Source organism: Methylomonas aurea (assembly GCF_024505045.1).
Taxonomy (GTDB): domain Bacteria; phylum Pseudomonadota; class Gammaproteobacteria; order Methylococcales; family Methylomonadaceae; genus Methylomonas; species Methylomonas aurea.
The window spans coordinates 96,929-122,963 of the sequence record NZ_JANIBM010000007.1; the positions used below are offsets into that span (position 1 = coordinate 96,929).

Here is a 26,035-nt window from a genome sequence, read left to right on the forward strand (position 1 = left end):
GCCGACGGGTAACCGCTATGCCGCAAACACGCCGCTTCCCAAAATTAGCCCAAACCGCACTCAGCCTCGCGTTGCTGCTCGGCCTACCGGCCTTGGCGCCGGCCGCCGAAACCCAGACCAAAACCGGCTACGAAGTCGACGGAAGAACCTCGGCATCGGTACTGGCCGCCAAGCGCGCCCATACCCCGGTAAGTAGCGAAGAGACCGGTTTGGCGGTGTACTCCGCCGTTTTTGCGATCGGTTTGATCATCTTTTTCGCGCAATTGTTGAACGGAAAAAAATAAACTCTATCGGTCGCGTCAAAACCGGTTGGCGGCGGCTTGCAATTCGGCGCGTTGTAAGCTGTGGTCGATCCAAGCGTTTATGTCGCGCCAGATCACCGGCGCCTGCAGGTCGCGCAGCAACATGTGATACCCGTTCTGGTAATAAGCCACGGTTTTGTTGTCCGGCCGGCCGGACAACATCGCTTCGACAAACAGATTGGTCGGTTCCGGCGGGACGATCTGGTCTTTTCGCCCGTATAACAGCAAGGTCTCATCGTCAAGCTTTTCCGCCGCCCCCAAAGCGTTATCCATCAAATTGGTCAGGCCGTAGATTGCGTCGACCCGGGTTTCTTTGATCACCAACGGATCGCGCCCCAGCGCCCGCAACATCTCGATATTGTCCGACGGCATGATCTTCAGGCCTTTGCCGGTCAAGGTCATCCACGGTACGGTATGGTAGAGCGTCCACAGCAGCGAGGTCTGGTACCAGGGCATGGTATCCCGGCCCCAGACGGCAGGCGCCGCCAGGATCAGGCCGGCCACCGCCGGTTTGTCCTGCCGGGTCATCGCGTTGACGACGACCGCACCGCCCATGCTTTCGCCCAACAGATAAACCGGCACACCCGGATGCCGGGCCTGTACCAGCCGGGTAAATTGGCCGAGGTCGTCGGCATAGGTGTCGTCGCCGGCCCAGCGTCCGGGCGTCCGGCTTTCGCCGAACCCGCGCTGGTCGTAGGCATAACTGGCGACCTGCTGCTGCTGTAGATATTCCGCGGTGGCCGCGAAGAAGCGCCGATAATCGTTGAAACCGTGCACAGCAATGACGATTGCTTTGGGCTGGGCGGCCGGCCAGACGCTGACCCCCAGCGTCTCGCCGTCGGCGGTGACAAAGCGGCTATCGTCCAGACGAGCCGCCCCGGCGACAGGCAGCGGCGCCACCACGGCAGGCGCGCAGCCGCTGGCGACCAAAATCAGAAATAGCGCCGGCAACCAGCAGCGCACCGAACCGGACAAGCGTAAAACCACAGACATAAATCAACTTCCAGCCAAGGCCAAACAACAGGGCTACAGATTACTCTTTTTACCCAACACTGCTAAGGACAGCAACCATAACAATAAGTGCCGCGCCGGCCTCTTCTGTTTGTAGCGGCATCTCTTTCGCGACGGTTAACTGACATCGGTTCTCGGACTGAAAGCCGAATTTCTTTCTTTTGCGTCACTAAAAGAGAGCAAACAACAAGCACAAATTCGTTTGGAACGAATTTGAACAGCCGCTAGGCTGGTCCGCAGGGCGAAAACCGGGGATGGTTTTCGTAGCGAAAGTATCGCGACTGCCGGCTGGCGAACCGGCGTTGAATTGGGCTTCGCGGGAACGAAACATTAGAAAAATACCGGTTAAAACATGCGTCCGATGACGTGACCGATGCCCTTCGCTTCGTCATCATCCTGCTGCCCTATCGACGGCGGCATGTGGGAAGCGCGGTAATGAGCAAACGCGGTGCGTGCACTCGCCCGGTTAAGGTACAGAAGCTGATATCTTCATCTCCTGCTGTTTAAACCGATATGACAAGCGATAGAAAACGCTAGCTCACCAGGCACAACCGGAATCGAGCGGCTTAGCGCTCGCCGGCAGGCCGGGCCAGCAAGCGGTCCAGTTGGTTGGCGAAGGCTTGAACGTCGCGCGCATTCAACGCCGCGGGGCCGCCGGTATCGACGCCGCTGCTGCGCAAGCCATCCATGAAGTCGCGCATCGCCAAGCGTTCGCCGATATTGTGTTTGCTATAACGCTCGCCGCGCGGATCGATAACGTGGCCGCCTTTGGCTATCGCTTGCGCCGCCAGCGGAATGTCGCCGGTCACGACCAAATCCCCCGCCACCATGCGCTGCACGATCTCGTTATCCGCCACGTCGAAGCCGCCGGCAACGCGCAGCATGCGGATATAACGCGACGGCGGGATTGGGATGCTTTGGTTCGCCACCAGCGTGGTCGTCAATTGGCAGCGCTCCGCCGCCCGAAACAGAATGTCTTTGATCGCCTTGGGGCAGGCGTCGGCGTCGATCCAGATTTGCATGGTGAGTAGATGTTTTTTTATTTTTGGTGTCGCTATCGCGACGGATGCTTTTGAGTGCCGGTTCCCGCACCGGCAAGCGGGGTACTTTTCTTTGCTTGTCCAAAGAAAAGTACCCAAAAGAAACGACACCCGGCATTCCGCCCTAATCCTGCGCTTCTCGATTTTGCCGAGGGTTTTCCGAAGGGGCTTCCCGGCCCCTACGTAAAACGCGATGCATCCATGCATCGCCCCTTCGGGCTAATCTCGTCAAAATCTGCGATGCTCGGGGCGGAATAACGGGACCAACCCCGAACCGGTCTCGTAGGTAATTAACGGGTTACCGGGCAGCAGAATAATGCCGATTGGTTTGCTTCTTCTGGTTCCCAAACTCCAGTTTGGGAACTTTATCTTGAAAGCTCCAGCTTTCGTTAATTTAATCGAGAAGCAAGAGCTTCCAAGATCAGGTAACCAAGCCGGAGCTTGGTTACCAGTCAAAAAGGGCCGCAACGCGGCCACACCTTTTCGCGCGCAGCGCATACCAAATCCCCTATGCCGCGCCGAGCACCGGAGGGTTTGGGCGGATCAGCCCAGCAGGGGCGCGGCAGGGATGCCGCGCGTTTTCGGAGGGCTAGGACAGCCCTTCCGAAAACCCCGCTCAAACCCTTAGGCGCGGAGGATCAAAGCGGCATCGGGGTGGCCTGCTGACTCGCGCCGTCCGGGCGCTCGCACTTCGTGCGCCGTTGGCGTCCAAATCCGCTCCCGGCGGATTTGTCTTTGGATACTTTCTTTTGGCCAAACAAAAGAAAGTATCGCGGTTGCCGGTCCGCGAACCGGCGTTAAATTGGGCTTCGCGATAGCGAAACAATTCATACAAGTTTTAAATTCCGCGTGGGCACAAAAACCGTGCCCACCCTACCCCGCTTTAGCTTGGCAAATTACAATTCGCAATTGTCTTTCCATTCGAAAATGGCGAATATATTCGTATTTTCCAATCACCATCATCAAAATAAACCTTATCCTTGGCTAACATGCCAACTATTTGCTTACATATTTGAATAGCTTCTTTCGATGAGGTATCAATTGATACATCTACAGAAAAATTTGAACCAGAAACCTTGCATTTTTCGCTTAAGAGACCGGTCCCATCAAAAACAGCACACAACTTAAAAGCCTTATCAATAGAATCCTCAGCCAAAACAGAATTTGATAAAAATGAGATAACTAAACTGAGAAATATTATTTTAACCAACATCGAGTTAAGCCTTGTATTGTGAATGGATTATTAAACCTTGTTATAGATGATCGATTTAATTACAGTCACTTCGACCCTGTAACCAATTATTACTACAACAATAGCAAACATTATTCGGTCTTTTTATAATCATAAATTTCCTAGTCCCAAACTCCAGACTGGGAATCTTTATATTGAAAGCTCCAGCTTTCGTTAATTTAATCGAGAAGCAACAGCTTCCAAGATCAGCCGGAGCTTGGTTACCAGTCAAAACGTCGTACTTGAAATTGCGAGGACTGGCTTAATGGTGAGCTTGCCTGCGTGAGAATCGACGCAGTGATATTTCCCTCGAAATACTCTTCGCCACAGTTATTGCAAACCTTGGCAGGCACATTTTTGAATATTAAAACCGCCTTGCCAGAGTCCAGCGTTACATTCGATAAAGAATCAATCATAAAGCCAAATTTGCAAATCGGACAACGCATAGCTTTTGCCGGTATAAATAATTTTGCGATGCGCCCACAACCCCCTATGCCGCGCCGAGCACCGGAGGGTTTGGGCGGATCAGCCCGACAGGGGCGCGGCAGGGATGCCGCGCGTTTTCGGAGGGCTAGGACAGCCCTTCCGAAAACCCCGCTCAAACCCTCCGGCGCGCAGGAAATAAGCGGCATCGGGGTGGCTTTTTCTTTGGATACTTTCTTTTGGCCAAACAAAAGAAAGTATCGCGGTTGCCGGTCCGCGAACCGGCGTTAAATTTGGGCTTCGCGATAGCGAAACAATATTGTTAAAAGTTTTAAATTCCGCGTGGGCACAAAAACCGTGCCCACCCTACCCGGCTTTCTTTTGGCTACGCAAAAGAAAGTATCGCGGTTGCCGGTCCGCGAACCGGCGTTAAATCAAGCTTCGCGGCAGCGTATCATTGCTTCATCCTTCCCACGTTGGAACGTGGGAAGGATGAAAAAATCTACAGCCCTACACATCTATTGTATGCGTCCATCTTGGCACTCCTCCATGAGATAAGTAATCAACAAGATTTTTTGAGCCATAAAACTTGATACGCCCATTCTGATTATAAGCAAGTGCTGATTGATCAACATTCAATCCTGCTAATCGAGCCTTAACTGTAAGTTGATTTAGCAACGTGTTGTTATCAGAATCACTTCCTGAATTTGATCTTGCGTCAAATATTGCAAAATCAATCCATCCACCTGAAGCGGCGCGTTCTCGGAGGTGAGCCATATTTATTTTCATAGAATACTCCTAAATAAATTTAACTTAAGACTACTGAGTAAAAAATCAATCTTACGATTTACCGCTACCATTACAACAACCGCAAGGCTGACCTTTAGGGCCTAATACCGCATCGTACGTCATTGACTTACTAAGTCTTGATTCATTAAATTGCAGAGGTTTTTGAGCAACTTTGTTTACAATAACTTCATACCTAACCCCCGTATTCTCATCATAAACGTAATGTCTAAACGGAAGAGGAGATTTTTCTTTTATTAATTCCTGAATGAGTCTATCAACTATTTTTGTATTTACTGCCACTTTAGAATTCCTTATATATTAAATTGCGTTACTATTTAAGTGTTCATTTTTAAGCTTTTCATAGAAAAGACTAGTAGCTTTAGAATCCAACAGAAGTTGTTTTCCAGATTTACTTAAGCCTGGAACAATATTACAAGACTCTATTGCTCTGTACATAGACATATAATTGTCGCTAAATGTTCTCTTGATTATCTTTTCATCAATCATTCCACCTTCGCAGCACAGTGCAACAAGTTCTAAAGTATTAACTGCTTTTACAATATCAGGTGTCACCGGCTGCAGCGGATCGATTTCATTTAAATCCGATATATAATCCCAAAGCGGAACAATTAATTGACGTTGCGCGAGTAGCTGTTGGCTATCATTTATTTTTGTGGTTAACAATATTTGGCTGTCATTGATTTGTTTAGTTAGTATCTTTTGATTTTTGTGTATAAATACAGAAATACCAAGACCAATTATTGCCACAACTGCAGAGGCAATAGTTCCCCAAGCAGATAAGACTGTTGCTGTATTTAAATCAAACATAAAATCACCCACACTTCGACTCCCCACAATTCAAACAAGTCATACACCCATCCATCAACACCATCGCCTTAGTCGAACATTTATTACACAGCACCGCCTTCTCCGGAAACGCCTGCCCTTCCGTCGTGCCGTGCAAGGCCTCGAATTCGCGCCGCTTTTCGTCCAATAACTTCTGGTGATGGTCGCTGAGCTTTTCCGGCTTGATCATGCCGATATGCTTCAGGTGCGACTCGATCGCGGAACCGATTTCGGCGACCAAGGACGGCATGAACACGCCGCCCTTTTTGAAATAGCCGCCGCGCGGGTCAAATACCGCTTTCAACTCTTCCACCAAAAACGTGGCGTCGCCGCCTTTACGAAACACCGCCGAGATAACCCGGGTCAAGGCCAGTACCCACTGAAAATGCTCCATGTTCTTGGAGTTGATGAAGATTTCGTAGGGCCGGCGCTCTTCGTGCGCGGTACCTTCGTTGAGCAGCATGTCATTGATGGTGATGTACAAGGCGTGCTCGGACTGCGGGGTTTTGATTTTATATGTCGAGCCGAGCAGCATTTCCGGCCGCTCGACGTTTTCGTGCATCGACTCCAGCGAGGGTTTTTCCGCTTCCGGTTGTTGCACCGCTTCCGCGCTGTCTTTGCTCAGCACTTTGTAGCCGACGATTTTTTTGTTGATTTTGTGTAGGGTCATGTCGTTTACCTAAAAAGGTTGTCGACTCGCCGATGTAACGAGCCGTGTATGTTCTTAAAAATCAGGAGGCGTTTGCCAGTTTTACCGAATCGAGGTAGAGCGTATCCGGGCAAATATCCTGCTCGTGCGGCCAGACCACCGTGCCATCGACCACTGCGGCGCGTTTGAAATACTGCCTGTCTCTCAATTCCTTGAATACGCCGAAATCCAACAAGGGTTTGCAGTCGTAAACGCCTTGACTACCGTCGGTGAACTCCAACATTAACGAGTAGTCGTCGCTGGCTTGTACCGATTTGACTCTCGGATTCATGGCTTACCTCAACGGTTCGATTTTATAGGGTTGCTCGCCGGTAACAGCCAGTTGCCAGTCGGCAATCAGTTCGTCCTTATGCAGCTCGATCCAAGCTTGCAGCAATTTCATTTGGGCTTTGGGTATCTCGCCTTCCAGAACTTCGCCTTCGGGAATTGCGACTACGACTTCGTGATCTTGGTATTTGGCATGGATATGCGGCAGTTTGTGCTGCTTGTTATCCAGAAAATACATATAGACGATGATGCCGTAAAACATTGAAATCGCTGGCATGGCAATTCTCCCAAGACGAATCAAAACTTGCCGTAATAGCCTTCCTTCAACGCATCGAACAAGTTGGCCGCAGTGTGGATTTCGCCGTCGTATTCCACTTCGTCGTTGCCTTTGAATTCGACCACGTGGCCATCTTCCAGCGTGAACTGGTAGGTGGTGTTTTCCAGATCCGATTCCTTGACCAGCACGCCCTGGAACACTTCCGGGTTGAAGCGGAAGGTGGTGCAGCCTTTCAGGCCTTGTTCGTAGGCGTATTCGTAGATCGACTTGAAGTCTTCGTACGGGTAGTCGGTCGGCACGTTGGCGGTTTTGGAGATCGACGAGTCGATCCAGCGTTGGGCGGCGGCCTGGATGTCGACGTGTTGTTTCGGGCTGATATCGTCGGCAGCGATGAAATAGTCCGGCAGTTTTTGCCTGGGATCGTCGCTGTACGGCATCGCGTCGGGATTGACAAGATGGCGGTAGGCCAGCAGTTCGAACGAGAACACGTCGATTTTTTCCTTGGACTTTTTACCCTCGCGGATCACGTTGCGCGAATAGTGGTGGGCGAAGCTGGGTTCGATGCCGTTGCTGGCGTTGTTGGCCAGCGACAAGGAGATGGTGCCGGTCGGCGCGATCGAGCTGTGGTGGGTAAAGCGGCAGCCGACTTCGGCCAGTTCCGCCACCAATTCCGGTTCTTCCTGGGCGACTTTCTGCATGTAGCGACTGTACTTGGCGTGCAAAACGCGGCCCGGCACCTGGTCGCCGAGTTTGTAGCCGTCGGCTTTCATTTCCGGACGTTTGTGCAGCATTTCGCCGGTCACTTCGAACATCTGCTCCATGATCGGCGCCGGGCCTTTTTCTTTGGCCAGCTCCAGGCCGGTGCGCCAGCCTTCCAAAGCCAATTCCTTGGTGACTTGTTCGGTAAAGGCCAGCGAATCGGCATCGCCGTATTTCATGCCCAGCATGGTGATGGTCGAACCCAGGCCCAGATAACCCATGCCGTGGCGGCGTTTGCCGATGATTTCGTCGCGCTGTTTTTCCAGCGGCAGGCCGTTGATCTCGACCACGTTGTCCAGCATGCGAGTGAAGATGCGGATGGTCTTGCGGTAATCGTCCCAATCGAACGACGCTTCCTTACCGAACGGTTGCTGGACGAAGCGGGTCAGGTTGATCGAACCGAGCAGGCAGGAGCCGTAAGGCGGCAGCGGCTGCTCGCCGCAGGGGTTGGTGGCGCGAATGTGCTCGCAGAACCAGTTGTTGTTCATCTCGTTGACCTTGTCGATCAAGATGAAACCGGGTTCGGCGTAATCGTAAGTGGAGGACATGATGATGTCCCACAGGCGGCGGGCCGGCATGACTTTGGTGATCCGGCAGGCCACCAGACCGTCTTGGTTGACGACGTAGCCGGCCTTGTTGGGCAGATCGCGCCAGATGATTTTGCTGGTGTCGGTCAAATCCAGTTTGTCGGCGTTGGCTTCGCGCTCGGTGACCGGGAACGACAACGGCCACTGGCCGTTGTTTTTCACCGCCTCGACGAATTCGCTGGTAATCAACAGCGACAGGTTGAATTGGCGCAAGCGGCCGTCTTCGCGCTTGGCGCGGATGAAATCGACCACGTCCGGGTGGGCCACGTCGAAGGTGGCCATTTGCGCGCCGCGGCGGCCGCCGGCGGACGAGACGGTAAAGCACATCTTGTCGTAGATATCCATGAACGACAGCGGGCCGGAGGTGTAGGCGCCGGCGCCGGAGACGTAGGCGTCGCGCGGGCGCAGAGTGGAAAACTCATAGCCGATGCCGCAGCCGGCTTTCAAGGTCAGGCCGGCTTCGTGGACTTTGCGCAGGATGTCGTCCATCGAGTCTTCGATGATGCCGGACACGGTGCAGTTGATGGTCGACGTGGCCGGCTTATGCTCCAGCGCGCCGGCGTTGGAAACGATACGGCCGGCAGGAATGACGCCCTTGCGCAAGGCCCACAGAAATTCCTTGTAATGCTTGTCCTGCAGGGCTTTGGTTTTCTCGACGCTGGACAAGGCCTTGGCGACCCGCTTGTAAGTGTCGTCGATGGTTTCGTCGATGGCGCGGCCGTCCTTGGTCTTCAAACGGTACTTGCTGTCCCAGATGTCCAGCGAAGCGCTTTGCAGCGGAATGTCGGTATCGTTTGGCGTCACAACATGAAGTTTTGCGGTCATTCGTGGCTTCCCTTTTTATGCTTTGAGTGGTTTACGGAACGGTGTCGCCGGCTGGCCGGGTCGCCGCAAAGTTCGATGCGGCAAGCGTTGCGGCATAAAATGCCCATCGCTAACGCATACTGTATATAGTGCTTTATAAAAATATTAGCACAAGATATTGTGTTGAAAGCAGGTTTTTTTACTAGTGCTTCGCTATTTTTGCAGTTGTTTTTTTAACTCAACGGCTTAGCGGAAAGTGTTAATTCCGCAGGCAATGATCGCCGGCCCCGCCAGCGGCGGCGAGTTAAGGCGGAGTTAATAAACCGGGCTAAAATGCCGCTACCGGTGCGGTATTTCTAACGCGCCGGACGGCCACCCTGCCGCATCAGCGGCGGTGGGATATTCATTTTTTCGAAGAGGCACAAATGAAGAGTTTTAACCAAGCCGGCTTGTTGGCCGTTACGCTGCTTTGCCAAACCGCCTGGGCCGAGGTCGACATGCCGCGCGTCGACCGCCGCCAGGAAATCCAGCAACAACGCATCGAGCAAGGCGTCGAGTCCGGAGCATTGACCCAACGCGAAGCCAATCGCCTGGAGCACCAACAGATGCGGATCGAACGCCAGGAAAACGTCGCTCAGGCCGACGGCACCGTGACGCTGGCGGAGCGCGCCCGGCTGAATCACCAGCAAAACAAGGCCAGCCGCAACATCGCCCGTAAGAAACACAATTTGCGGCGGCAATAACCTTGAAAAAATCCGGCTGCGGCCGGATTTTTTGTATCAGGCGTCACCTTTCATCAGACTCAGCAGTTCGTCCGCCGAGACTTTGCCGCTGACGTCGGCGCCGTCCAGCAGGCTATCGGCCAGATCGCGTTTGTGGCCGTGCAGCGCAACGATTTTTTCCTCGATGGTCTGCTTGGCGATCATCCGGTAAATCGTTACCGGCCGCTGCTGGCCCATGCGGTGAGCACGGTCGGAGGCCTGATCTTCCACAGCCGGGTTCCACCATGGATCCATGTGAATCACATAATCCGCGGCGGTCAGGTTCAGACCGACGCCGCCGGCTTTCAGACTGATCAGAAACAGCTCGCCGTCGCCGCGCTGAAAAGCATCCACCCGCTGCTGGCGCTCCTTGGCCGGGGTACTGCCGTCCAGATACTGGTAAGCGATGCCGCGCCGCTCGACGTATTCCCTGATCAATTGCAGATGGTCGACGAACTGGCTGAACACCAGGGCTTTGTGCTTGTTGTCCAGCAATTCGTCGACAATGTCGCCGAACGCCGCCAATTTACTGCTGGGTAAGGCCACGCCGGAATTCACCAAACGGGTATTGCAGCAACTGCGGCGCAACTTGCTGATTGCCGCCAAAATCTGCAATTGTTGTTGCCCGGCCGGCGCGTCGGCACTGGCCAAGGCTTCCAGAGTTTCCCGGCGTAGCGCTTCGTAAAATGCCATTTCTTCCGCACTGAGTTCGACGTAAACCGGTATCTCGGTCCGCGGCGGCAATTCCTGCAACACTTGGGTTTTGGTGCGGCGCAGAATGAAGGGTTGAATCAGTTTTTTCAGCCGGTAGCGGGCTTCGGCGTTGGCGTCGCGCTCGATCGGCCCGGCGAATTGGCGGTTGAATTGTTCCAGCGAGCCCAACAAGCCCGGGTTGATAAAACGGAACAGGTTCCACAGCTCGCCCAAATGGTTTTCCAGCGGCGTGCCGGTCATGATCATTTTGAAATCGGCCTGCAAATTCATCGCCCCTTGCGAGCGGCGGGTGGCGATATTTTTGATCCATTGCGCTTCGTCCAGAATCGCGGTCCGGAACCGGATCTTGGCCAGCATCTCCGCAACCGTCTCCTGTTGCAGCAAGCCGTAACTGCAAATCAGCAGGTCGTAAGGCCCCAGTCCCTCGATCACACCTTGGCGATCGCCGCCGGCCAGGATTTGCGGATTCAAGGTCGGCGCGAAGCGGCGCGCCTCGTTTTCCCAGTTCATGCAGACCGAAGTCGGCGCGACGATCAGACTGGGTCCGTCCGGCGCCCGCGCCAACAGCAGGGCCAAGCCCTGGACGGTCTTGCCCAGGCCCATGTCGTCGGCCAGACAGGCGCCAACGCCCCAATGCGCCAACCGCGCCAGCCAGCGAAAGCCGGCCACCTGGTAGTCGCGCAGCTCGGCCTGAAACGTCGACGGCAGTTGCGGCTGGTAGTCGCGCGAGTCTTTAAGCCGTTGCAACTGGTTCTGCCAATGCTGGTCGGCCTGAAAACCGGCCTCGTCCTGCCAATCTTCCAGCGTCAATGCCGCCAGCGGATTGAGCCGGACTTTCTTGCCGGTCAAATCGGCGTAAGCCTTTAAATCCTCCAGCCGGCGGCGGAATTCTTCGGTCAAAGCAAAAAATTGGCCGTCTTTCAGTTTCAGGAAGCGGCCCTGGCGCTCGTCCAACAAACCCAGCAATTGCCGAATCTCGACCACGGTATTCTCGTCGACGCGCAACTCGCCCTGGACGCTGAACCAATCGTTGTCGCGCCGGACCTGCATGTTCAAGCCGGTGCCGGTCGCCTGGCCGAGCAGCTTGAATTTGACGCCTTCCGGCCACTCCAGAATGGCCTGGCCTTGATCAAAACTTTGCAGTTGCAACAGCAATTCCAGGCATTGCTCGACGTCTTCCAGCAGATATTCGCCGGCCGCGTCCTGTTCGGCCAGAGCCAGTGCCGGGCAGGCTTGCAATACGCCGGCGGCGCGCTGTTTTTCCAGCGCCAAATCGCGCACGGCCTGCACCGGACGCCCGTCAAGCTCGGCCAGCACACTCTCGCCGCCATGGCCGGGCCGGTAATAGGCGCCGCCGTCGGCCAACGGCCGAATCAGAACCGCGACCCGCAAGCCCTCGCCCAACGGCAGCAGATGCACGCGCGGGGTACTGTCGGCCGCAACCTGCTCGGCGTTGGCGGAACTGCCGCCGATATCGGAATGGACCGTCAGCACGCCGGAGATGGCGGTCAGGGCTTGCAGCACCCGTTCCTGCGCCGACGCCGGAGCTTCAAGGCCGTTGGGCCCGAGCACGCCGTGGATTTTATGGTGTTCAGCGCTGAATTCGACCACCCGCAGCCGAGTCGGCGTTTCCTTGCCGACGTGGAATTTCTGTTCGTAACCGGGTTGCGGCTCCAGCGTGATCTTGATTTTGTCGCCGCCTTCCAACTTCTTGACCCGCAGTTCGGCATCGCCTTTCAGTACTTCGACTTTGGCGTCGGGCGCATCGGCCCAGAACAGTAACGGGTGACCGATCAACGCCTGCGGCATGCCGCTGTCGAAATCGAAGAATGTGGAACCGCCGTACCAACCGCTATCGCGGTATTCCTTGATGTGGGCACACAACTTCAGATCTTGTTCGGTCAGATAATCGAACTGATCAGTTTCCTGCGCCAGCCGCTTCAAGGCCACGGCCCGCCCCTTGCTCCAACTGCCTTTGGCTTGCAGCTTTTGCTCGCGCGGCTCGATCCGCACCCGGTGGCCGTTCTCGTCGTAAGTCAACAGCCAGATCAAGCGGGTGGGTTTATCGATCGCCGGTGCGGCGGCAACTTTCCTGTCGGCCAGCGGCAAATTGGCCAGCGCATCCAGCGCCAATTCCCAATCGGCGCGGCTGGCGAACAAATCGCTCAAGGCCGGGCGGCCTTGCAGAAAACCGCAATCCCATTGTTGCGAGCGCGGCGGCTCGATGGTTTTCAAAACATTCGCCAGCTCGGCGGCCGGCCAGCGGTAGCCGTTATCCTGCAAATGCCGGTAAAGTTTCTGCGTCAGCGGCTCAACCCGCTGGAAATGGTCGGCCTTGACCCAAAATTTGACCAGCAACGACAACACGTGCAGCAGCAACGGCGGCGCATGCAGAGTCTCCGGCAATCCGCTGTCGCGGTAGCCATCCCCGATTTTGTAGGGCGGATCGGGCGCCAGCAATTGGCTGCGCAATGGCAGTTCGCCTTGCAGAAAGCGGTTGAACAAGGCCAGATCGTGGTAGACGCCGATCCAGTAACCATCGCCTTTGATCGCTTGATTGAGCAGCGTACCGAGCTTGGCGCGTTGCTTGGCGTCGTTGTGCTTCAGAATCGCCAGCGGATAAAACACGCCGGCCAGACCGTAAAAATAGGCGTTGCGCTGGCCGGCTAGTTTGCGTTGCGCCGTCAGCGCGGTATCGTACAGTTTGACGGCCTCGGCATAGTCGCCGCGCAGAAAAGCCAATGCTGCGCCGAGCGCCTGCAATTCGGGATCCGCAGTGCCGCGGGTCCTGGTCTCAACCGTTTCCCAGTCACCGCGCAGTAGCTGCAGTTCCAGAGCGACCCGATTCAGAAAATCCAGACCTTCGCCGTTATCGGCAAACATCAACGCCGCCAGTAATTCGTCGAGCTTCGGATCGGCATAAAGGTACAGTAACTGGTGCAAGCCGGCGAATCCGGCTAGTCCAGCCAGTAATTGCGGATGGTTTTTACGGTACCAGGCGCTGTCGAGCGGATTCAAAAACCAGGACAAATACAATTCGTTGGTAGCCGGCAATTTGCCCAGATAGCGGGCACCGCTTTCCAGGCATTCGTCGGCCTTGCGGTAATCGCCGCGGTAAAACTGCAACCGCGCTTCACGGATACAATCGTCGACGCAGCTGTAACGGTAATAGCCGATACTCGGCGGATTGGCGGCCAGTACCGCGGAGGCGTAACGCGAGAATTCGCCGGCATCGACCATCTGCCGGGCAATGACTTCGACCAAGGTCCGGCAACAGCGGGTTCCGCCGGATTTAGCGTTCTCCTCGACCAACCCCAGTTTCAATAACGGCTTCAGGCGGCTTTTAACCACTTCCGACTTCAGCGCCTTCCCGGCCTCCTTGATGCCAATGTTGGCCAGACACTTAGCCAGATTGGTCAACGAGCTATAGCCGTAACACAGCGCCAACAACTTCATGACGGTTTGCTGGTCGGCGGTCAGGGATTGGTAAGCTGTCAGGCGCTCTATTAAACGTGCGGATTGCATGTTGCGACGGAAAACAAAAACCAGCGATAGTACCAGTTTGCCGGCGCCGGATGAAGCCGAGCGCCGGCAAATGGCATAAAAAAGCCCGCAAGGGCGGGCTTTGGTGAACTTAGGCCTAAACCGGTTTACAGTTTGGCGAGCACTTTGGCCACGGTTTCCCCCATCGCTGCCGGCGTCGGCGCGATGGTTACGCCGAATTGTTGCAACATTTCGACCTTTTCCGCCGCCGACTCGCCGGATGCGGAAATGATCGCGCCGGCATGGCCCATGCGGCGGCCCTTCGGCGCGGTCAAGCCGGCAATGTAGGCGACGACCGGCTTGCTCATGTTTTCCTTGGCAAACTGGCCGGCTTCGACTTCCTGCGGTCCGCCGATCTCGCCGATCATCATGACCACCTTGGTTTCCGGATCCTGCTCGAAGCGTTCGAAAATATCGCGATGCGAGCTGCCGTTGATCGGGTCGCCGCCGATACCGACCGAGGTCGACACACCTATGCCCAGACGTTTCATTTGGTCGGCGGCCTCGTAACCCAGGGTGCCGGAACGGCCGACGATGCCGACGTTGCCGGGCATGTAGATGTGGCCCGGCATGATGCCCAGCATCGACTTGCCCGGGCTGATCGTGCCGGCGCAGTTGGGCCCGGTCAGGACCATGCGCTTTTCTTTCGGAAACCGGCTCAGGAAGATTTTGACTTTCATCATATCCTGGGTCGGGATGCCGTCGGTGATCGCCACGCAATACTTGATGCCGGCTTCGGCGGCTTCCATGATCGAATCGGCCGCGTAAGCAGGCGGCACGAAGACGATGCTGGCCTCGGCGCCGGCCTGCTCGACCGCTTCCTTGACGGTATTGAATACCGGCCGGTCCAGATGTTTTTGGCCGCCCTTGCCCGGCGTAATGCCGCCGACCACGTTGGAGCCGTAGTTGATCATGTCTTGGGCATGGAAGGTACCGATCTTGCCGGTAAAACCTTGAACGATGATGCGGGTGGATTTATCGATAAAAATTGCCATAGTGTTTCCTTATCCTTGCGCGCCTTACAGGGACGTAACAGTGTCGCGTGAAGCAGGAGGCTGGTAGCGACCGGCGACGACTTCGTTGCGGGCTGCAACCGCCTTCTCGGCGGCTTCCGCCAGCGTGTCGGCGGTAATGATCGGTAGCCCGCTGTCTTCGATGATTTTACGGCCCAACTCGACGTTGGTACCGGACAGGCGTACCACCAACGGCACTTTCATGTCGATGTTTTTCACGGCCTGGACCACGCCTTCGGCGATCCAGTCGCAACGGTTGATGCCGGCGAAGATATTGACCAGCATGGCCTTGACGTTCTTGTCCTGCAATACCATGCGGAAGGCTTTTTCGGTCCGTTCCGCCGAGGCGCCGCCGCCGACATCGAGAAAGTTGGCCGGCTCGCCACCCGCCAACTTAATCATGTCCATCGTCGCCATCGCCAAGCCGGCACCGTTGATCATGCAGCCGATGTCGCCGTCCAGGCCGACATAGCTCAAACCGCGGTCGGCCGCGGCCATTTCCCGCGGATCTTCCTGAGTTTTGTCGCGCAATTCGGAAATTTTTTGGCGGCGGAACAAAGCGTTGTCGTCGAAGCCCATTTTCGCATCCAGGGCGATGATGTCGCCGTGGCCGGTCACGACCAACGGGTTGATCTCGACCATGTTGGCGTCCAGATCGCGCATCGCGCGGTAGCAGCCTTGAATCAGTTTAACCGCATGCGGCACCTGGTCGGCATCCAGGCCCAGCGCGAACGCCATTTCCCGAGCTTGAAAATCCTGCAAGCCGACCGCCGGCTCGATGTGGATTTTTTTGATCGCATCCGGATTGGTCTCGGCCAATTCTTCGATTTCCATACCGCCTTGCGCCGACCCGACCATGACGATCTTTTCGTGGGCGCGGTCGATCAGCAAACTGAAATACAGTTCCTTGGCGATATCGGTGCCGGCTTCGACATACAGGCGCAGGCATTGTTTGCCGGCCGGACCGGTTTGGTGAGTGACCAGGCGTTTACCCAACAAGGCGTTGGCGGCATCGCTGACTTCCTCGTGGGTTTTGCAAACCTTGATGCCGCCGGCTTTGCCGCGGGCGCCGGAATGGATCTGGGCCTTGACCACCCAAACATGGCCGCCGATCTCGCGCGCCCGCTGCACGGCGTCCTCCGGGCTATAAGCCAAGCCGCCGTCGGCGATCTTTACGCCGTATTCGGACAGCAATTGTTTTGCTTGGTACTCATGAATGTCCATGAATCTCTCTCGTGGAATTAGAAAATGTAGGTTGGGTTTAACCCGCAGGGCATAAAAGCGAAGCGTAACCCAACATTTAAAGCCGTCGTGTTGGGTTACGCCTATCGGCTAACCCAACCTACTTAATTTTTTATCGAGTTTTGGCGGCGATCGCTTCGGCCATGCGCACGATGTTGTTGGCCATGCGCTCGGAGGCGGCGTCGATCAAACGGCCGTCCAACGCCGCGGCGCCTTTGCCTTGGGCGGCGGCTTCTTTCAAAGCTTCCAGAATACGTTTGGCTTTTTCGACTTCGGCCGGCGGCGGCGTGAACACTTCATTGGCCAAGGCGATTTGCGACGGATGAATCGCCCATTTGCCTTCGCAACCCAACGCGGCGGCGCGGCGGGCGCCGGCTTTGTAACCTTCCGGATCCTTGATATCGCCGAACGGACCGTCGATCGGCCGCAAACCATAGGCGCGGCAAGCCACCGTCATCCGGCTGATCGCGAAATGCCACTGGTCGCCCGGATAATCCGGGTTCAAACCGCCAATGTTGACGGTGCGAGCCCGGTTGCTGGCCGCATAATCGGCGACGCCGAAATGCAAGGCCTCCAGCCGGCCGCCGATGGCGCCTTGCTTGGCGATGTCTTCGACATTGGCCATGCCCAGCGCGGTTTCGATCAGAGCCTCGATACCAATCCGGTTTTTCAGGCCTTGCTGCATCTCCAATTGGTTCAGCATCGCCTCGACCATGTAGACGTCGCCGTAAACGCCGACTTTAGGCACCAACAAGGTTTTGATCTTGCTGCCGGCCTGCTCGACCAGATCGACCACGTCGCGCACCATGTACTGGGTATCGAGGCCGTTAATCCGCACCGACAGGGTGATGCCGTGGCCTTCCCAGTCCAGATCGTTGATGGCCTGGATCACGTTTTTGCGGGCTTGCAGTTTATCGTCGGGCGCGACCGCGTCTTCCAGATCCAAAAAGATGTAGTCCACACCACTTTTCAGGGCTTTTTCGAACATATCCGGATTGGAACCCGGCACCGCCAGTTCGCAACGTTGCACCCGTTGGGCATTGGCTTGGTAAAGAGTGTGGCTCATGAATACTTTTCCTAAGGTCTGAGAGCAAACGGCGGAATCGGCCGTTGCTTCTTGGCTAAAAATAGCCCGCCATTTTACTTTCGGGGTGAGTAAAGTCAACGCTAACGGGCATTTACAGGACTTTTCCGGCAAACGGCGGCGCTATTTCCGGCAGGCCCAGCCGACGCAGCTTCCGCGGACTGAAAATGCAGGCAGGGACTACAACCGAATGCAAGCGCCAATACGCCATCGGATTCTATTCCCCGCCCCGCGGACGTTTCGAAAAATGCGCCGCCCCATCCCGGTAGCGACCTAGATGCTACACGGCTCGAGCGGCCCGAAGCCCTTAAGTTCAAGAGAATTCCGTCGTTACGGCCGGAATTACCGGAACCCAGGTGCCAGAGGGCATTCACTTCCCTGCAGCCCTGGATAACGGCATTGGCAACCCGCCTCCCCCGGACTGGCGAAATGAGTCCGGACGAAAGGTTGATGTAAGTTTCATGTAAGCCCGGTGAAAGTTGCGGTGGCTAGAATCGACGCCACCCAACAATCAGATAAGTGGCTGCCATGAAAAAAACCGTATTAGTGCCGACCGATTTTTCGGAGCCCTCTCTGCAATTGGTCGAACACGTCATTTCCCATTCCGAAAGCCGTCCGCTCGACATTGTTTTGACCTATTGCATGTCGTTACCCGATTCGATCTCCGATTTGTTGTTTTTCTCCAAGATCGAGACCATCCGCGGCCTGCGCAGCCGCGACTACGTCAATGCCTATCGTGCCATGCTGCGCAGGCATGCCGATAAAGACATATCGATCAGAACCGATCTGTTCACCGGTTGGAACCAAGCCGCCTTCAATAACTTTTTGGCGGGGAACCAGATCGACGAGGCGGTAATTCCGAAACATTACCGGCTGGCGCTGCACCGGAAGGACAGCTTCGACCCGCTTCCGTTCATCCGGAAAAGCAAATTGAAAGTCACCGAAGTCGAGATTTGAACCGGCCCTCCCGCTTAACCTCCGTTAATCCCTGAGATGGAACCATGAATTCAATCGAAAAAAACCGCTACCAGCCGGCCGCCAACCGTGCACCGGACCTGCTCGCCAATTCCGATCCGGAACCTTCAGTCACTCTGTTGCAACGGCTGAAAAGCTTCAACACCTTCTGGGATGACCGATTCGAAGATCTGACTCCCGAGACGTGGCTAAAAACCACCTATCGCGACATGAGCGCGGGTTTGGTCGTCGCACTGACGGCAATTCCAATGGCCATGGGCTTCGCCATGGCCATGGGGCTAAGGCCCGAGCAAGGCATCATTGCCGGCGCATTGGCCTGCATTATCGGCCGAACTTGGGGAGGCTCCAAATACCAGGTCTACGGACCGACCGCAGCCTTTATCCCCATCATCGCCGGGCTGATGCAGAAATACGGCGAAGCTAACGGCGGCACCTTCGCCGAGGCGCACGGCTTCCTGGTATTCGTATCGGTGATAGCCGGCGTAATTTTGATGTTGATGGGTTTATTCGGACTCGGCCGCTACGCCAAGCTGGTGCCCAATTCGATCATCGTCGGTTTTACGGTCGGCATCGCCACCGCGATTGCCTTGACCAACCTGGAATCGATCCTCGGGATCGAAAGTTTCAACGAACTGCTCGGAGAAGACGAGGATATCCAAGGCGGCTTGCTGCACAACCTGACGCAAGCATTTTCCAATCTCGGCAGAATCAACCTATGGTCGGTCATGCTGGGCCTGATGACCTTTATCCTGACCAAGGGTTTGCTGCGCATATCGATCTTCATCCCCGCGCCGCTGATCGCAATCGGCATTTCCACGGTGCTGGCCGCTACGGTATTGGCAGACAAGGGCGTCATTTTAGTCCGCGACATTTACGGCTCGATTCCGAATAATTTCTTCGTTTTTACCCCGCCGGCAATGCCCGAATTCACCGCCGGCGTCGTCGGCGACATTGCCTACTTCGTCGCCGCTATCGTGTTCGTTTCCGCCATCGAAAGCCTGTTATGCTCGTCGATGGCCGACCGTCTGGCCGGGAACCGCAAAACGCCGTTCAATCCGGACAAGGAGTTCTGGGGCCAGGGGTTGGTGCAGATTATTACGCCGCTGGCCAACGGCTTTCCTTGTACCGGCGCTCTGGCCCGCACCGCAACCAGCATCAAGGCGGGCGCGGTCACGCCGCTGGCCGGTTATTTCAAAGGCTTGTTCAAACTGACATTGGCGTATTACATTGCCGGTTATTTGGAACTGGTGCCGATGGCCTGCATCGGCGGCATCTTGTTGTGGGTCGCCTCGAACATGATCAAGGTTTCCGAAATCAAAGAAGTGTTCGGCCATAACCGTTTTCACGCCGGCCTGATGGTGTTTACCGCGGTGATGGTGCCGGCCACCGACTTTCTGACCGGGGTTCTGGCCGCGCTGGTAATCTATTTTGCGGCGCGCCGTTTCTGCGACAGGCCCGCGGCAGCCCATAAGGCGGCCGTACCCATCGAACCGGCGGCAAAACTCGACACCCCCGCGGCAGCGCTGATTTTCGATAACGTCAGCGTCGCATTGGCGCTCAGAGACGAAGACGCTAGCTTGCTGCGCTACGTCGAGCGCCTTGCCGAACTTGGTATCGGCAAAACCTTTTACTTTGTCCATGTCGCCAGTCCGAAAGACGAGGCCACCAATCTGTTGGAGCGCATGCGCGAGACCGTACAACAGCGTCTGGCCGCAAAATTGCCGAAAGCCGGAGTGCATTACCGATTGCTGCACGGCCCCAACCGGATCGACGCCTTGGTCGGACACTCGCTTGCGGCAAAATCCGACGTCACCCTGCTCGGACACCGTACCGACCGCAGCGGCCGGCGCTCGTTGGCGCGCCGTTTGGCAATGCTGGGCCAGGGTTGCGTCTGGATGGTGCCCAACGGCAGCAACCCGGAATTCCGCAGCATACTGGTGCCTATCGACTTCTCGGCATCCTCTGCCGCCGGCCTGTCTCAGGCTGCGGCCATCGCCAGGGCCGCCGGCGTCGGCGAGTGTTCGGCAATACACGTGTTCGTTGACGATTCGGTAATTCGTTACGAAGAGCACGACGCGATCAAACGCGGCGAAGAGGAAACCGCATTTGCCCGGTTTGTGGTTTCCGCCGAGACCCAAGGCATCAACGTCATTCCGATTTACGAAGAAGGTTTCGACGCGACGCGCACCATTCTGGAATGCGCGGAACGGCGAAACGCCGGCCTTATCGTGATTAGCACCCACGGCCACAGCCAAGCCGCCGCCGCGTTGCTTGGCAGCACGACTGCGGAAATCATGGCGAACTCCGCCGTACCGGTGCTGGTCGTGAAACATGATAACGACCGTGCGCCGATACGCGAGGTTCTGCTGGCCAATCGTTATTGGCAACGCCAAGACCCGAGAACGAATTGACGGCAAAGGCGCCGGATCAAAATCGGCAAGCCGACCTTGCCGGCTGCCGAACTCCCAACGGCTGGTTGCGAAAGCCGCCGGTGGCCGAGAGGGCAGCGGCGGCCGGCCCACTAATAAATTGGGCGTTTAATCCATGAATATCCTACTCGTCGAAGACGACTCCGTATTGGCGGACGGCTTGCGCCATACCTTGAGGCAATCCGGCTACGACGTGACCTCCGCGGCCACCGCAACCTATGCCGAAGGCATGTTACTGGCAAAAAATTTCGATCTGATCGTGCTGGACCTGGGTTTGCCCGACATGGACGGCCAGAAACTGTTACGGAATTTGCGTACGCGCCAGGTCACCGTTCCGGTTTTGGTATTGACCGCGCGCGATGCGCTCGACGACCGCATCGAAGCTCTGAAAAAAGGCGCGGACGATTATATGGCCAAGCCGTTCGACCTCGCCGAACTGGAAACCCGGATTCATGCCTTGATTAGGCGCAGTTACGGCAATTTCAGCAAGGACATCGTCTGCGGGCGGCTTACCCTCGATACGCTGGAACATAGGGTCCTGGCCGACGGCGAACCGTTGATCCTGTTCGCACGGGAGTACGGCATTCTGGAGTGCCTGATGTTGCAAATCGGCCGGGTGGTCAGTAAGGAAAAGATCGCCCAACGGCTGGCGACCGGGGACGACGAATTGGGCGACAATGCTATCGAGGTCAATATCCACCGTTTGCGCAAACGCATCAAGCCTTACGGTGCGCGCATCCGCACCTTGCGCGGTTTGGGCTATTTGCTCGAACAACACTCCGGCGAAGCCTGAGCATTGCCGGCGGCGCCTGCCGGCAGGGCCGGAAACGCCACTTCGATACGCGTGCCGCGCGAGCCTTGCTCGCCGCGGCCGAGCTCGATCCGCGCCCGGTGGAGATCGGCGATTTCCTTTACGATCGCCAAACCCAATCCGCAGCCGGTACCCGGACCGAGGCGGTAAAACCGTTCGAACACCCGACCGATTTCGCTATCCGGTATACCCGGCCCATCGTCGGATACGGTCAGCTTCGGCTGCGGCCACTCCTGCAACACGACGGAGACATTGCCGCGCTCGAATCCGTAACGAATGGCGTTATCCAGGAGATTGCCCAGTAACTCGCGAAGCAGGGTAGCGTCGCCCGCGACCAACACCGGATGCCCCGGCCCGTCAAAGGCCAGTTCCATCTGCCGTTGCAAAGCCAAAGGCGCCCATTCCATGCAAATCTCGCGCGACAACCCATGCAAATCGACCGGCTCCAACTCGGAACCGCCCTTGATCGGCTCCGATTTTGCCAATACCAGCAGTTGCGAAGTCAAGTGCGACAAACGGTCGGCGCAGTCGCGAATCTGCAATAAGGCCGGCGCGTAGGCTATCGCCCCCGGTTCGCGCAGAACCCGCTCCGCTTGGATTTTCAAGCCTGCCAACGGCGTTCTCAGTTGATGCGCGGCATTGGCAATGAAACGGTTCTGCGTCTCGACGGCTTGGCGGAGTTGGCCCAGCAAATCGTTGATGGTATCCGTCAACGTGCGCACTTCGATGAACGTTTCGATATCCGAAATCGGACTCAATTCGCGCGGCGAACGGCGGGCAACCTGGCCGGCCAATACTTGTAGCGGCTGCAAGCCATGGCGGGTTCCGGCCAATAGGTAGAAGCCCGTCAACATCACCAACAGCAGCTGCGTCACCAAATCGACCAACAAAAAATCGCGCATCATCGTCCTGCGCTTGTTTTTGGTTTCGGCGACGCAAACGAAAACCGGTTCAGCCCCACTCCGCAACTCAATGCGGATCGACACGACTCTGGCCGGCTCCCCATTCAGGCTGGCGTCGTAGACGACGGGAACCGACCAGTCCTCGACCTGTAATGGCGGATCGGGCACGATCGCATCGCCGGCCAGCAGAGCATATTCGGCCGAGACGATTTTGAAATGAATCTTGTCCTCTTCATCCCATTTGAACATTTCCAACGCCACCGGCGGCAATTCCACCGATACCATGTCCTGCCTGACCCTGATTTCCTGAATCAACGACTTGGCGGAATCGGTCAGCCAACGGTCATACGTTTCATTGACGTAATGTTGCGTCACGTAATACGACAGTACCGAGTCGGCAACGACGAAAAACACCAGCGGCAGGCTCAAACTCAATAGCATCTGGTGCTTCAAACTTCTGAGTTTATTCATCCGTGCCCGCCTCCAACAGGTAGCCCAGGCCGCGCACGGTACGAATCGCCACGCCGTAGCCGCCAATGCGTTTACGTAACCGGTACAGGTAAATGTCGATGGCATTATCGGTTTGCGTTTCGTCGTCGGCGGAAAGCAGGCGGCCTATACGTTCCTTGGCGACGACTTTGCCCGCTTGCTGCATCAGGATTTCCAACACCCTATAGTCCCGCGCGGTCAATTCGATCGGCTCGCCGTCGGCGCTGATCCGGCGGAATTGTGCTTCCAACGTCAAGCGTCCCACCGTGGTGCTACAGCCGAACGCGCCATGACAGCGCCGCATCAGGGCATGGATTCTCGCTTCGAGTTCCTGCAGTGCAAACGGCTTAACCATATAGTCGTCTGCGCCCTGGCGGATACCCTCGATCCGGTCTCGCATTCCGTCCCGCGCGGTCAAAATCAGTACGGGTAGCAGGATACGTCGTTCGCGCAGTCTGCGCAGCCAATCCAGCCCGTCCATATCCGGCAGGCCCAAATCGAGCACGGCCAGTTCGAAACTCCGGCTTTGTACTAATTCTTCCGCGCCGATACCGGTTGCAGCCCATGTGACGCGATAACCGCTTTGACTCAGCGCATGAATCAATCCGTCCGCCAAAACAGTATCGTCTTCCACCAAAAGTATCGTCATTTTCGAGCTTCCGTTTTGCGGTTGCGGCGCCGGCCGCAGGATGAGGCACCGGTATGGCCGCGGGAGAAATATCGGCCGGCCTTAGCCGGAATTTGCAATGGTACGGCCCGGATTTTACTAACAGCTCTGCCAATGAGGGCAATTTAACTGCATAGCGGCAGGAATCTGGACGCTACCGATCGAACGATACCCACGCCGACCGAGCACGGGGCAAGGCCGGACGATAGCCGGGGCGACAATGCCGGACCGGCCAATCCGACTTGCCGAAAACAGGCTTATATGGCACCATCCCGCGATTTTCGACGATTCTAAAATTCCAAGGAGAAGCAGATGGCGGGTCGCAATCACCTTTTTGTTCCAGGTCCAACCAACACCCCACACGAAATTCTGAGCGCGATGCACGTGCCGATGGAAGACCACCGCTCGCCGATCTTCCCCAAACTGTTGTCGCCGATTCTGGAAGACCTGAAAAAAGTGTTCCGCACCGAAACCGGCCAATGCTTCGTGTTCCCGGCGACCGGCACCGCCGGCTGGGAAGTGGCGATGACCAACTGTTTGAACCAGGGCGATAAAGTCTTGATTTACCGTTTCGGCCAATTCGGCCATTTGTGGGCGGAAGCCGCTAAAAAATTGGGTTTCGACGTGGAAATCCACCAAGTCGAATGGGGCAAAGGCATTCCGCTGGACCATCTGGAAGCTCGCCTGAGAGAAGATAAAAACCACGAGATCAAAGCGGTTCTGGCGACGCATAACGAAACTTCGACCGGCGTTACCAGCGATATTCCCGGCGTACGCAAAGCCCTGGACGCTGCCGGCCACCCTGCCCTGCTGTTCTCGGACGGTGTCAGCGCGATCGGCAGCATCGATTTCCGCCAAGACGAATGGGGCGTTGACGCCAGTATCGCCGGCTCGCAAAAGGGCTTCATGTTGCCGGCCGGCCTGGCGATCTTGGGCTTCAGCCAAAAAGCCCTGGCCGCAATCGACAACAGCAACTTCCCGCGCTCGTTCTTTTCATTGAAAGACATGGCGGCATCCAATAAAGATGGTTACACCCCTTACACACCGTCCACGCCGATGCTGTACGGCTTGCGTAAAGCGTTGGAGTTATTGCTGGCAGAAGGCATGGAAAACGTCTACGCCCGCCACCACCGTTTAGGCGAAGGCGTGCGCCGCGCCGTGGCGGCCTGGGGCTTGCAAACCTGCGCCCAGGAAGGTTGGGCTTCGGATACCGTTACCGCCATCGTCGTGCCGGCCGATAAGGACGCGCGCCACGTGATCAGCACCGCGTACAACAAATACAATATTTCGTTAGGCGCCGGCTTGAGCGAAGTGGCCGGCAAGGTATTCCGCATCGGCCACGTCGGCGATATGAACGATGTATCTTTGTTGGGCGCGATCGCCGGCGTGGAAATGGCGATGCTGGACCATGGCTTCGACATCAAGGCCGGCAGCGGCGTCGCCGCGGCGATCGAATACTACCGTTCTACCGCGAAGTAACCCTCGCTATCGGTTCGGGCGGCGAATTCCGGTTCGCCGCCCGCTCGCAAACCGGCGCCATTCCTCTCCGCTACCGGCAGTTTGCCGCTCGCAGCGGCGCAAAACACACCAAAATCGATCGGCAGCCGCACCAAAATCCGGCAAAAACTCTCGTCCAACCTGGTCAAACACCGGCCTAAAAACAATTAACCTATTGTAATTCATTAATTTTTTAAATATAGGCGCCATTTTTGCTTTTAAAAGCCGAGGACCAACTGTTATGTAACAGCCAAGGGAGGATGTCATGAAACACTCAGCACTGTTAATCGCGTTATTGGCCACCCCAGCCCAAGTCAACCCGACCGACCGGCCCGACACCGGCCTGACTCCGGATTTTGCGGCTTCGCCCGCGCCTATTCTCGACCCTTTCCACGTTATCGAAACCGAATCCGCGGCCCCAGCTCTGTTTTCCGCGACTATTGCCCGCTGCTCGGCCGATGTCGACCGGCTCGGACAATGTGGGCCGATAGACTGGCCGGCCGTCGATTACATGGCGCTCAGCAGCTTAGCTTGGAACCTAATTCCCGAAGCCAGTTACCGGCTGGCAATCGGCGGATTCGACAGCCCAGTACCGCAACGCGGCATAGCGGACAACCCAGCGGAAGCGCAACGGCTATCCGGCCTGCCGCTAGCTGGCGTTGCCTGGTTTTCGCTGGGTTGCCTGCTCGGCTCGCTGGCCTTGTTGCGTCGCCGCCAAACCGGTATCGGCAACGCCATCGCCTGACGGATTTTCGCGGGTTTATTTGCGCTGAAGCCGCGAGTTGCCTATAGTCGCAGCCACCGATGATTCCATCGGCGGCGGCCGCCGGCAAACCTGCCGATACGCCGCCACGACTCACGAC

Annotated in this window: 24 protein-coding genes; 7 read left to right on the forward strand and 17 right to left on the reverse strand. The window is 56.4% G+C overall.

Going from position 1 to position 26,035, the window contains the following annotated elements:
* Nucleotides 1-17: 17 nt before the first annotated feature.
* Nucleotides 18-284, forward strand: a complete 267-nt coding sequence (locus tag NP603_RS08390; RefSeq protein ID WP_256610412.1) for a hypothetical protein — start codon at nt 18-20, stop codon at nt 282-284.
* 15 nt (nt 285-299) lie between these two features.
* On the opposite strand, the gene NP603_RS08395 is transcribed toward NP603_RS08390, so the two are convergent.
* The 11 genes from NP603_RS08395 to NP603_RS08440 form a co-directional block, all read right to left on the reverse strand.
* Nucleotides 300-1,295 (reverse strand): alpha/beta hydrolase, encoded by a 996-nt coding sequence (locus tag NP603_RS08395; RefSeq protein ID WP_256610413.1) that lies wholly within the window; start codon nt 1,293-1,295, stop codon nt 300-302.
* A gap of 584 nt (nt 1,296-1,879) precedes the next feature.
* Nucleotides 1,880-2,335 (reverse strand): YaiI/YqxD family protein, encoded by a 456-nt coding sequence (locus NP603_RS08400; protein ID WP_256610414.1) that lies wholly within the window; start codon nt 2,333-2,335, stop codon nt 1,880-1,882.
* Between the two features lie 901 nt (nt 2,336-3,236).
* Entirely contained in the window at nt 3,237-3,566 is a 330-nt protein-coding gene (locus NP603_RS08405) for a hypothetical protein (RefSeq protein WP_256610415.1), read from the reverse strand.
* Nucleotides 3,567-3,805: 239 nt separating this feature from the next.
* Nucleotides 3,806-4,216, reverse strand: coding sequence for a type II toxin-antitoxin system MqsA family antitoxin (locus NP603_RS21990; RefSeq protein WP_371928801.1), 411 nt, complete (start codon nt 4,214-4,216; stop codon nt 3,806-3,808).
* A 301-nt stretch (nt 4,217-4,517) separates the two neighbouring features.
* The gene (locus NP603_RS08410) at nt 4,518-4,796 is read right to left on the reverse strand and encodes a hypothetical protein (protein WP_256610416.1); all 279 of its coding nucleotides are present in this window, start codon (nt 4,794-4,796) and stop codon (nt 4,518-4,520) included.
* A 51-nt stretch (nt 4,797-4,847) separates the two neighbouring features.
* Nucleotides 4,848-5,096: a hypothetical protein gene (locus tag NP603_RS08415; RefSeq protein ID WP_256610417.1), complete on the reverse strand. Its 249-nt coding sequence runs from the start codon at nt 5,094-5,096 to the stop codon at nt 4,848-4,850.
* Between the two features lie 18 nt (nt 5,097-5,114).
* Entirely contained in the window at nt 5,115-5,636 is a 522-nt protein-coding gene (locus NP603_RS08420) for a DUF4760 domain-containing protein (protein ID WP_256610418.1), read from the reverse strand.
* Entirely contained in the window at nt 5,629-6,312 is a 684-nt protein-coding gene (locus tag NP603_RS08425) for a TSCPD domain-containing protein (RefSeq protein WP_256610419.1), read from the reverse strand. Before NP603_RS08425 ends, NP603_RS08420 begins: the two co-directional genes overlap by 8 nt.
* A 61-nt stretch (nt 6,313-6,373) precedes the next feature.
* Nucleotides 6,374-6,622: a DUF2442 domain-containing protein gene (locus NP603_RS08430; protein ID WP_256610420.1), complete on the reverse strand. Its 249-nt coding sequence runs from the start codon at nt 6,620-6,622 to the stop codon at nt 6,374-6,376.
* 3 nt (nt 6,623-6,625) lie between these two features.
* Entirely contained in the window at nt 6,626-6,895 is a 270-nt protein-coding gene (dhiT, locus tag NP603_RS08435; RefSeq protein WP_256610421.1) for a type II toxin-antitoxin system toxin DhiT, read from the reverse strand.
* 20 nt (nt 6,896-6,915) lie between these two features.
* Nucleotides 6,916-9,066 carry an adenosylcobalamin-dependent ribonucleoside-diphosphate reductase gene (locus tag NP603_RS08440; protein ID WP_256610422.1) on the reverse strand — a complete coding sequence of 717 codons (2,151 nt, stop codon included), beginning with the start codon at nt 9,064-9,066 and terminating at the stop codon, nt 6,916-6,918.
* 404 nt (nt 9,067-9,470) lie between these two features.
* Between NP603_RS08440 and NP603_RS08445 the strand changes: the two genes are divergently transcribed.
* Nucleotides 9,471-9,788 carry a hypothetical protein gene (locus tag NP603_RS08445; RefSeq protein ID WP_256610423.1) on the forward strand — a complete coding sequence of 106 codons (318 nt, stop codon included), beginning with the start codon at nt 9,471-9,473 and terminating at the stop codon, nt 9,786-9,788.
* 36 nt (nt 9,789-9,824) lie between these two features.
* Here NP603_RS08445 and NP603_RS08450 read toward each other — a convergent pair whose 3' ends face one another.
* From NP603_RS08450 to NP603_RS08465, 4 genes are all read right to left on the reverse strand, one after another.
* Nucleotides 9,825-14,045, reverse strand: coding sequence for a DEAD/DEAH box helicase (locus NP603_RS08450; RefSeq protein ID WP_256610424.1), 4,221 nt, complete (start codon nt 14,043-14,045; stop codon nt 9,825-9,827).
* Nucleotides 14,046-14,170: 125 nt separating this feature from the next.
* On the reverse strand, nt 14,171-15,058 hold the full coding sequence (sucD, locus tag NP603_RS08455; protein ID WP_256610425.1) for a succinate--CoA ligase subunit alpha: 888 nt from the start codon (nt 15,056-15,058) through the stop codon (nt 14,171-14,173).
* A 24-nt stretch (nt 15,059-15,082) separates the two neighbouring features.
* Nucleotides 15,083-16,300 (reverse strand): malate--CoA ligase subunit beta, encoded by a 1,218-nt coding sequence (locus NP603_RS08460; protein ID WP_256610426.1) that lies wholly within the window; start codon nt 16,298-16,300, stop codon nt 15,083-15,085.
* A 130-nt stretch (nt 16,301-16,430) separates the two neighbouring features.
* Nucleotides 16,431-17,384, reverse strand: a complete 954-nt coding sequence (locus NP603_RS08465; protein ID WP_256610427.1) for an HpcH/HpaI aldolase/citrate lyase family protein — start codon at nt 17,382-17,384, stop codon at nt 16,431-16,433.
* A 546-nt stretch (nt 17,385-17,930) separates the two neighbouring features.
* On the opposite strand from NP603_RS08465, the gene NP603_RS08470 reads away from it, so the two are divergent.
* The 3 genes from NP603_RS08470 to NP603_RS08480 all read left to right on the forward strand — a co-directional run bounded on the left by NP603_RS08470 (nt 17,931) and on the right by NP603_RS08480 (nt 21,599).
* The gene (locus tag NP603_RS08470; protein WP_256610428.1) at nt 17,931-18,359 is read left to right on the forward strand and encodes a putative universal stress family protein; all 429 of its coding nucleotides are present in this window, start codon (nt 17,931-17,933) and stop codon (nt 18,357-18,359) included.
* A gap of 44 nt (nt 18,360-18,403) precedes the next feature.
* The gene (locus tag NP603_RS08475; RefSeq protein WP_256610429.1) at nt 18,404-20,788 is read left to right on the forward strand and encodes a SulP family inorganic anion transporter; all 2,385 of its coding nucleotides are present in this window, start codon (nt 18,404-18,406) and stop codon (nt 20,786-20,788) included.
* 133 nt (nt 20,789-20,921) lie between these two features.
* Complete coding sequence (locus NP603_RS08480) at nt 20,922-21,599, forward strand: response regulator (RefSeq protein ID WP_256610430.1); 678 nt, start codon at nt 20,922-20,924, stop codon at nt 21,597-21,599.
* On the opposite strand, the gene NP603_RS08485 is transcribed toward NP603_RS08480, so the two are convergent.
* On the reverse strand, nt 21,566-22,990 hold the full coding sequence (locus NP603_RS08485) for a sensor histidine kinase (RefSeq protein ID WP_256610431.1): 1,425 nt from the start codon (nt 22,988-22,990) through the stop codon (nt 21,566-21,568). The two genes, NP603_RS08480 and NP603_RS08485, sit on opposite strands and share 34 nt — an antisense overlap.
* Nucleotides 22,983-23,657 carry a response regulator gene (locus NP603_RS08490; RefSeq protein WP_256610432.1) on the reverse strand — a complete coding sequence of 225 codons (675 nt, stop codon included), beginning with the start codon at nt 23,655-23,657 and terminating at the stop codon, nt 22,983-22,985. The genes NP603_RS08485 and NP603_RS08490 overlap by 8 nt, the downstream gene beginning before the upstream one ends.
* A 330-nt stretch (nt 23,658-23,987) precedes the next feature.
* On the opposite strand from NP603_RS08490, the gene NP603_RS08495 reads away from it, so the two are divergent.
* The gene (locus NP603_RS08495; RefSeq protein ID WP_256610433.1) at nt 23,988-25,154 is read left to right on the forward strand and encodes an aminotransferase class V-fold PLP-dependent enzyme; all 1,167 of its coding nucleotides are present in this window, start codon (nt 23,988-23,990) and stop codon (nt 25,152-25,154) included.
* Between the two features lie 283 nt (nt 25,155-25,437).
* On the forward strand, nt 25,438-25,917 hold the full coding sequence (locus NP603_RS08500; protein WP_256610434.1) for a hypothetical protein: 480 nt from the start codon (nt 25,438-25,440) through the stop codon (nt 25,915-25,917).
* Nucleotides 25,918-26,035 lie beyond the last annotated feature (118 nt).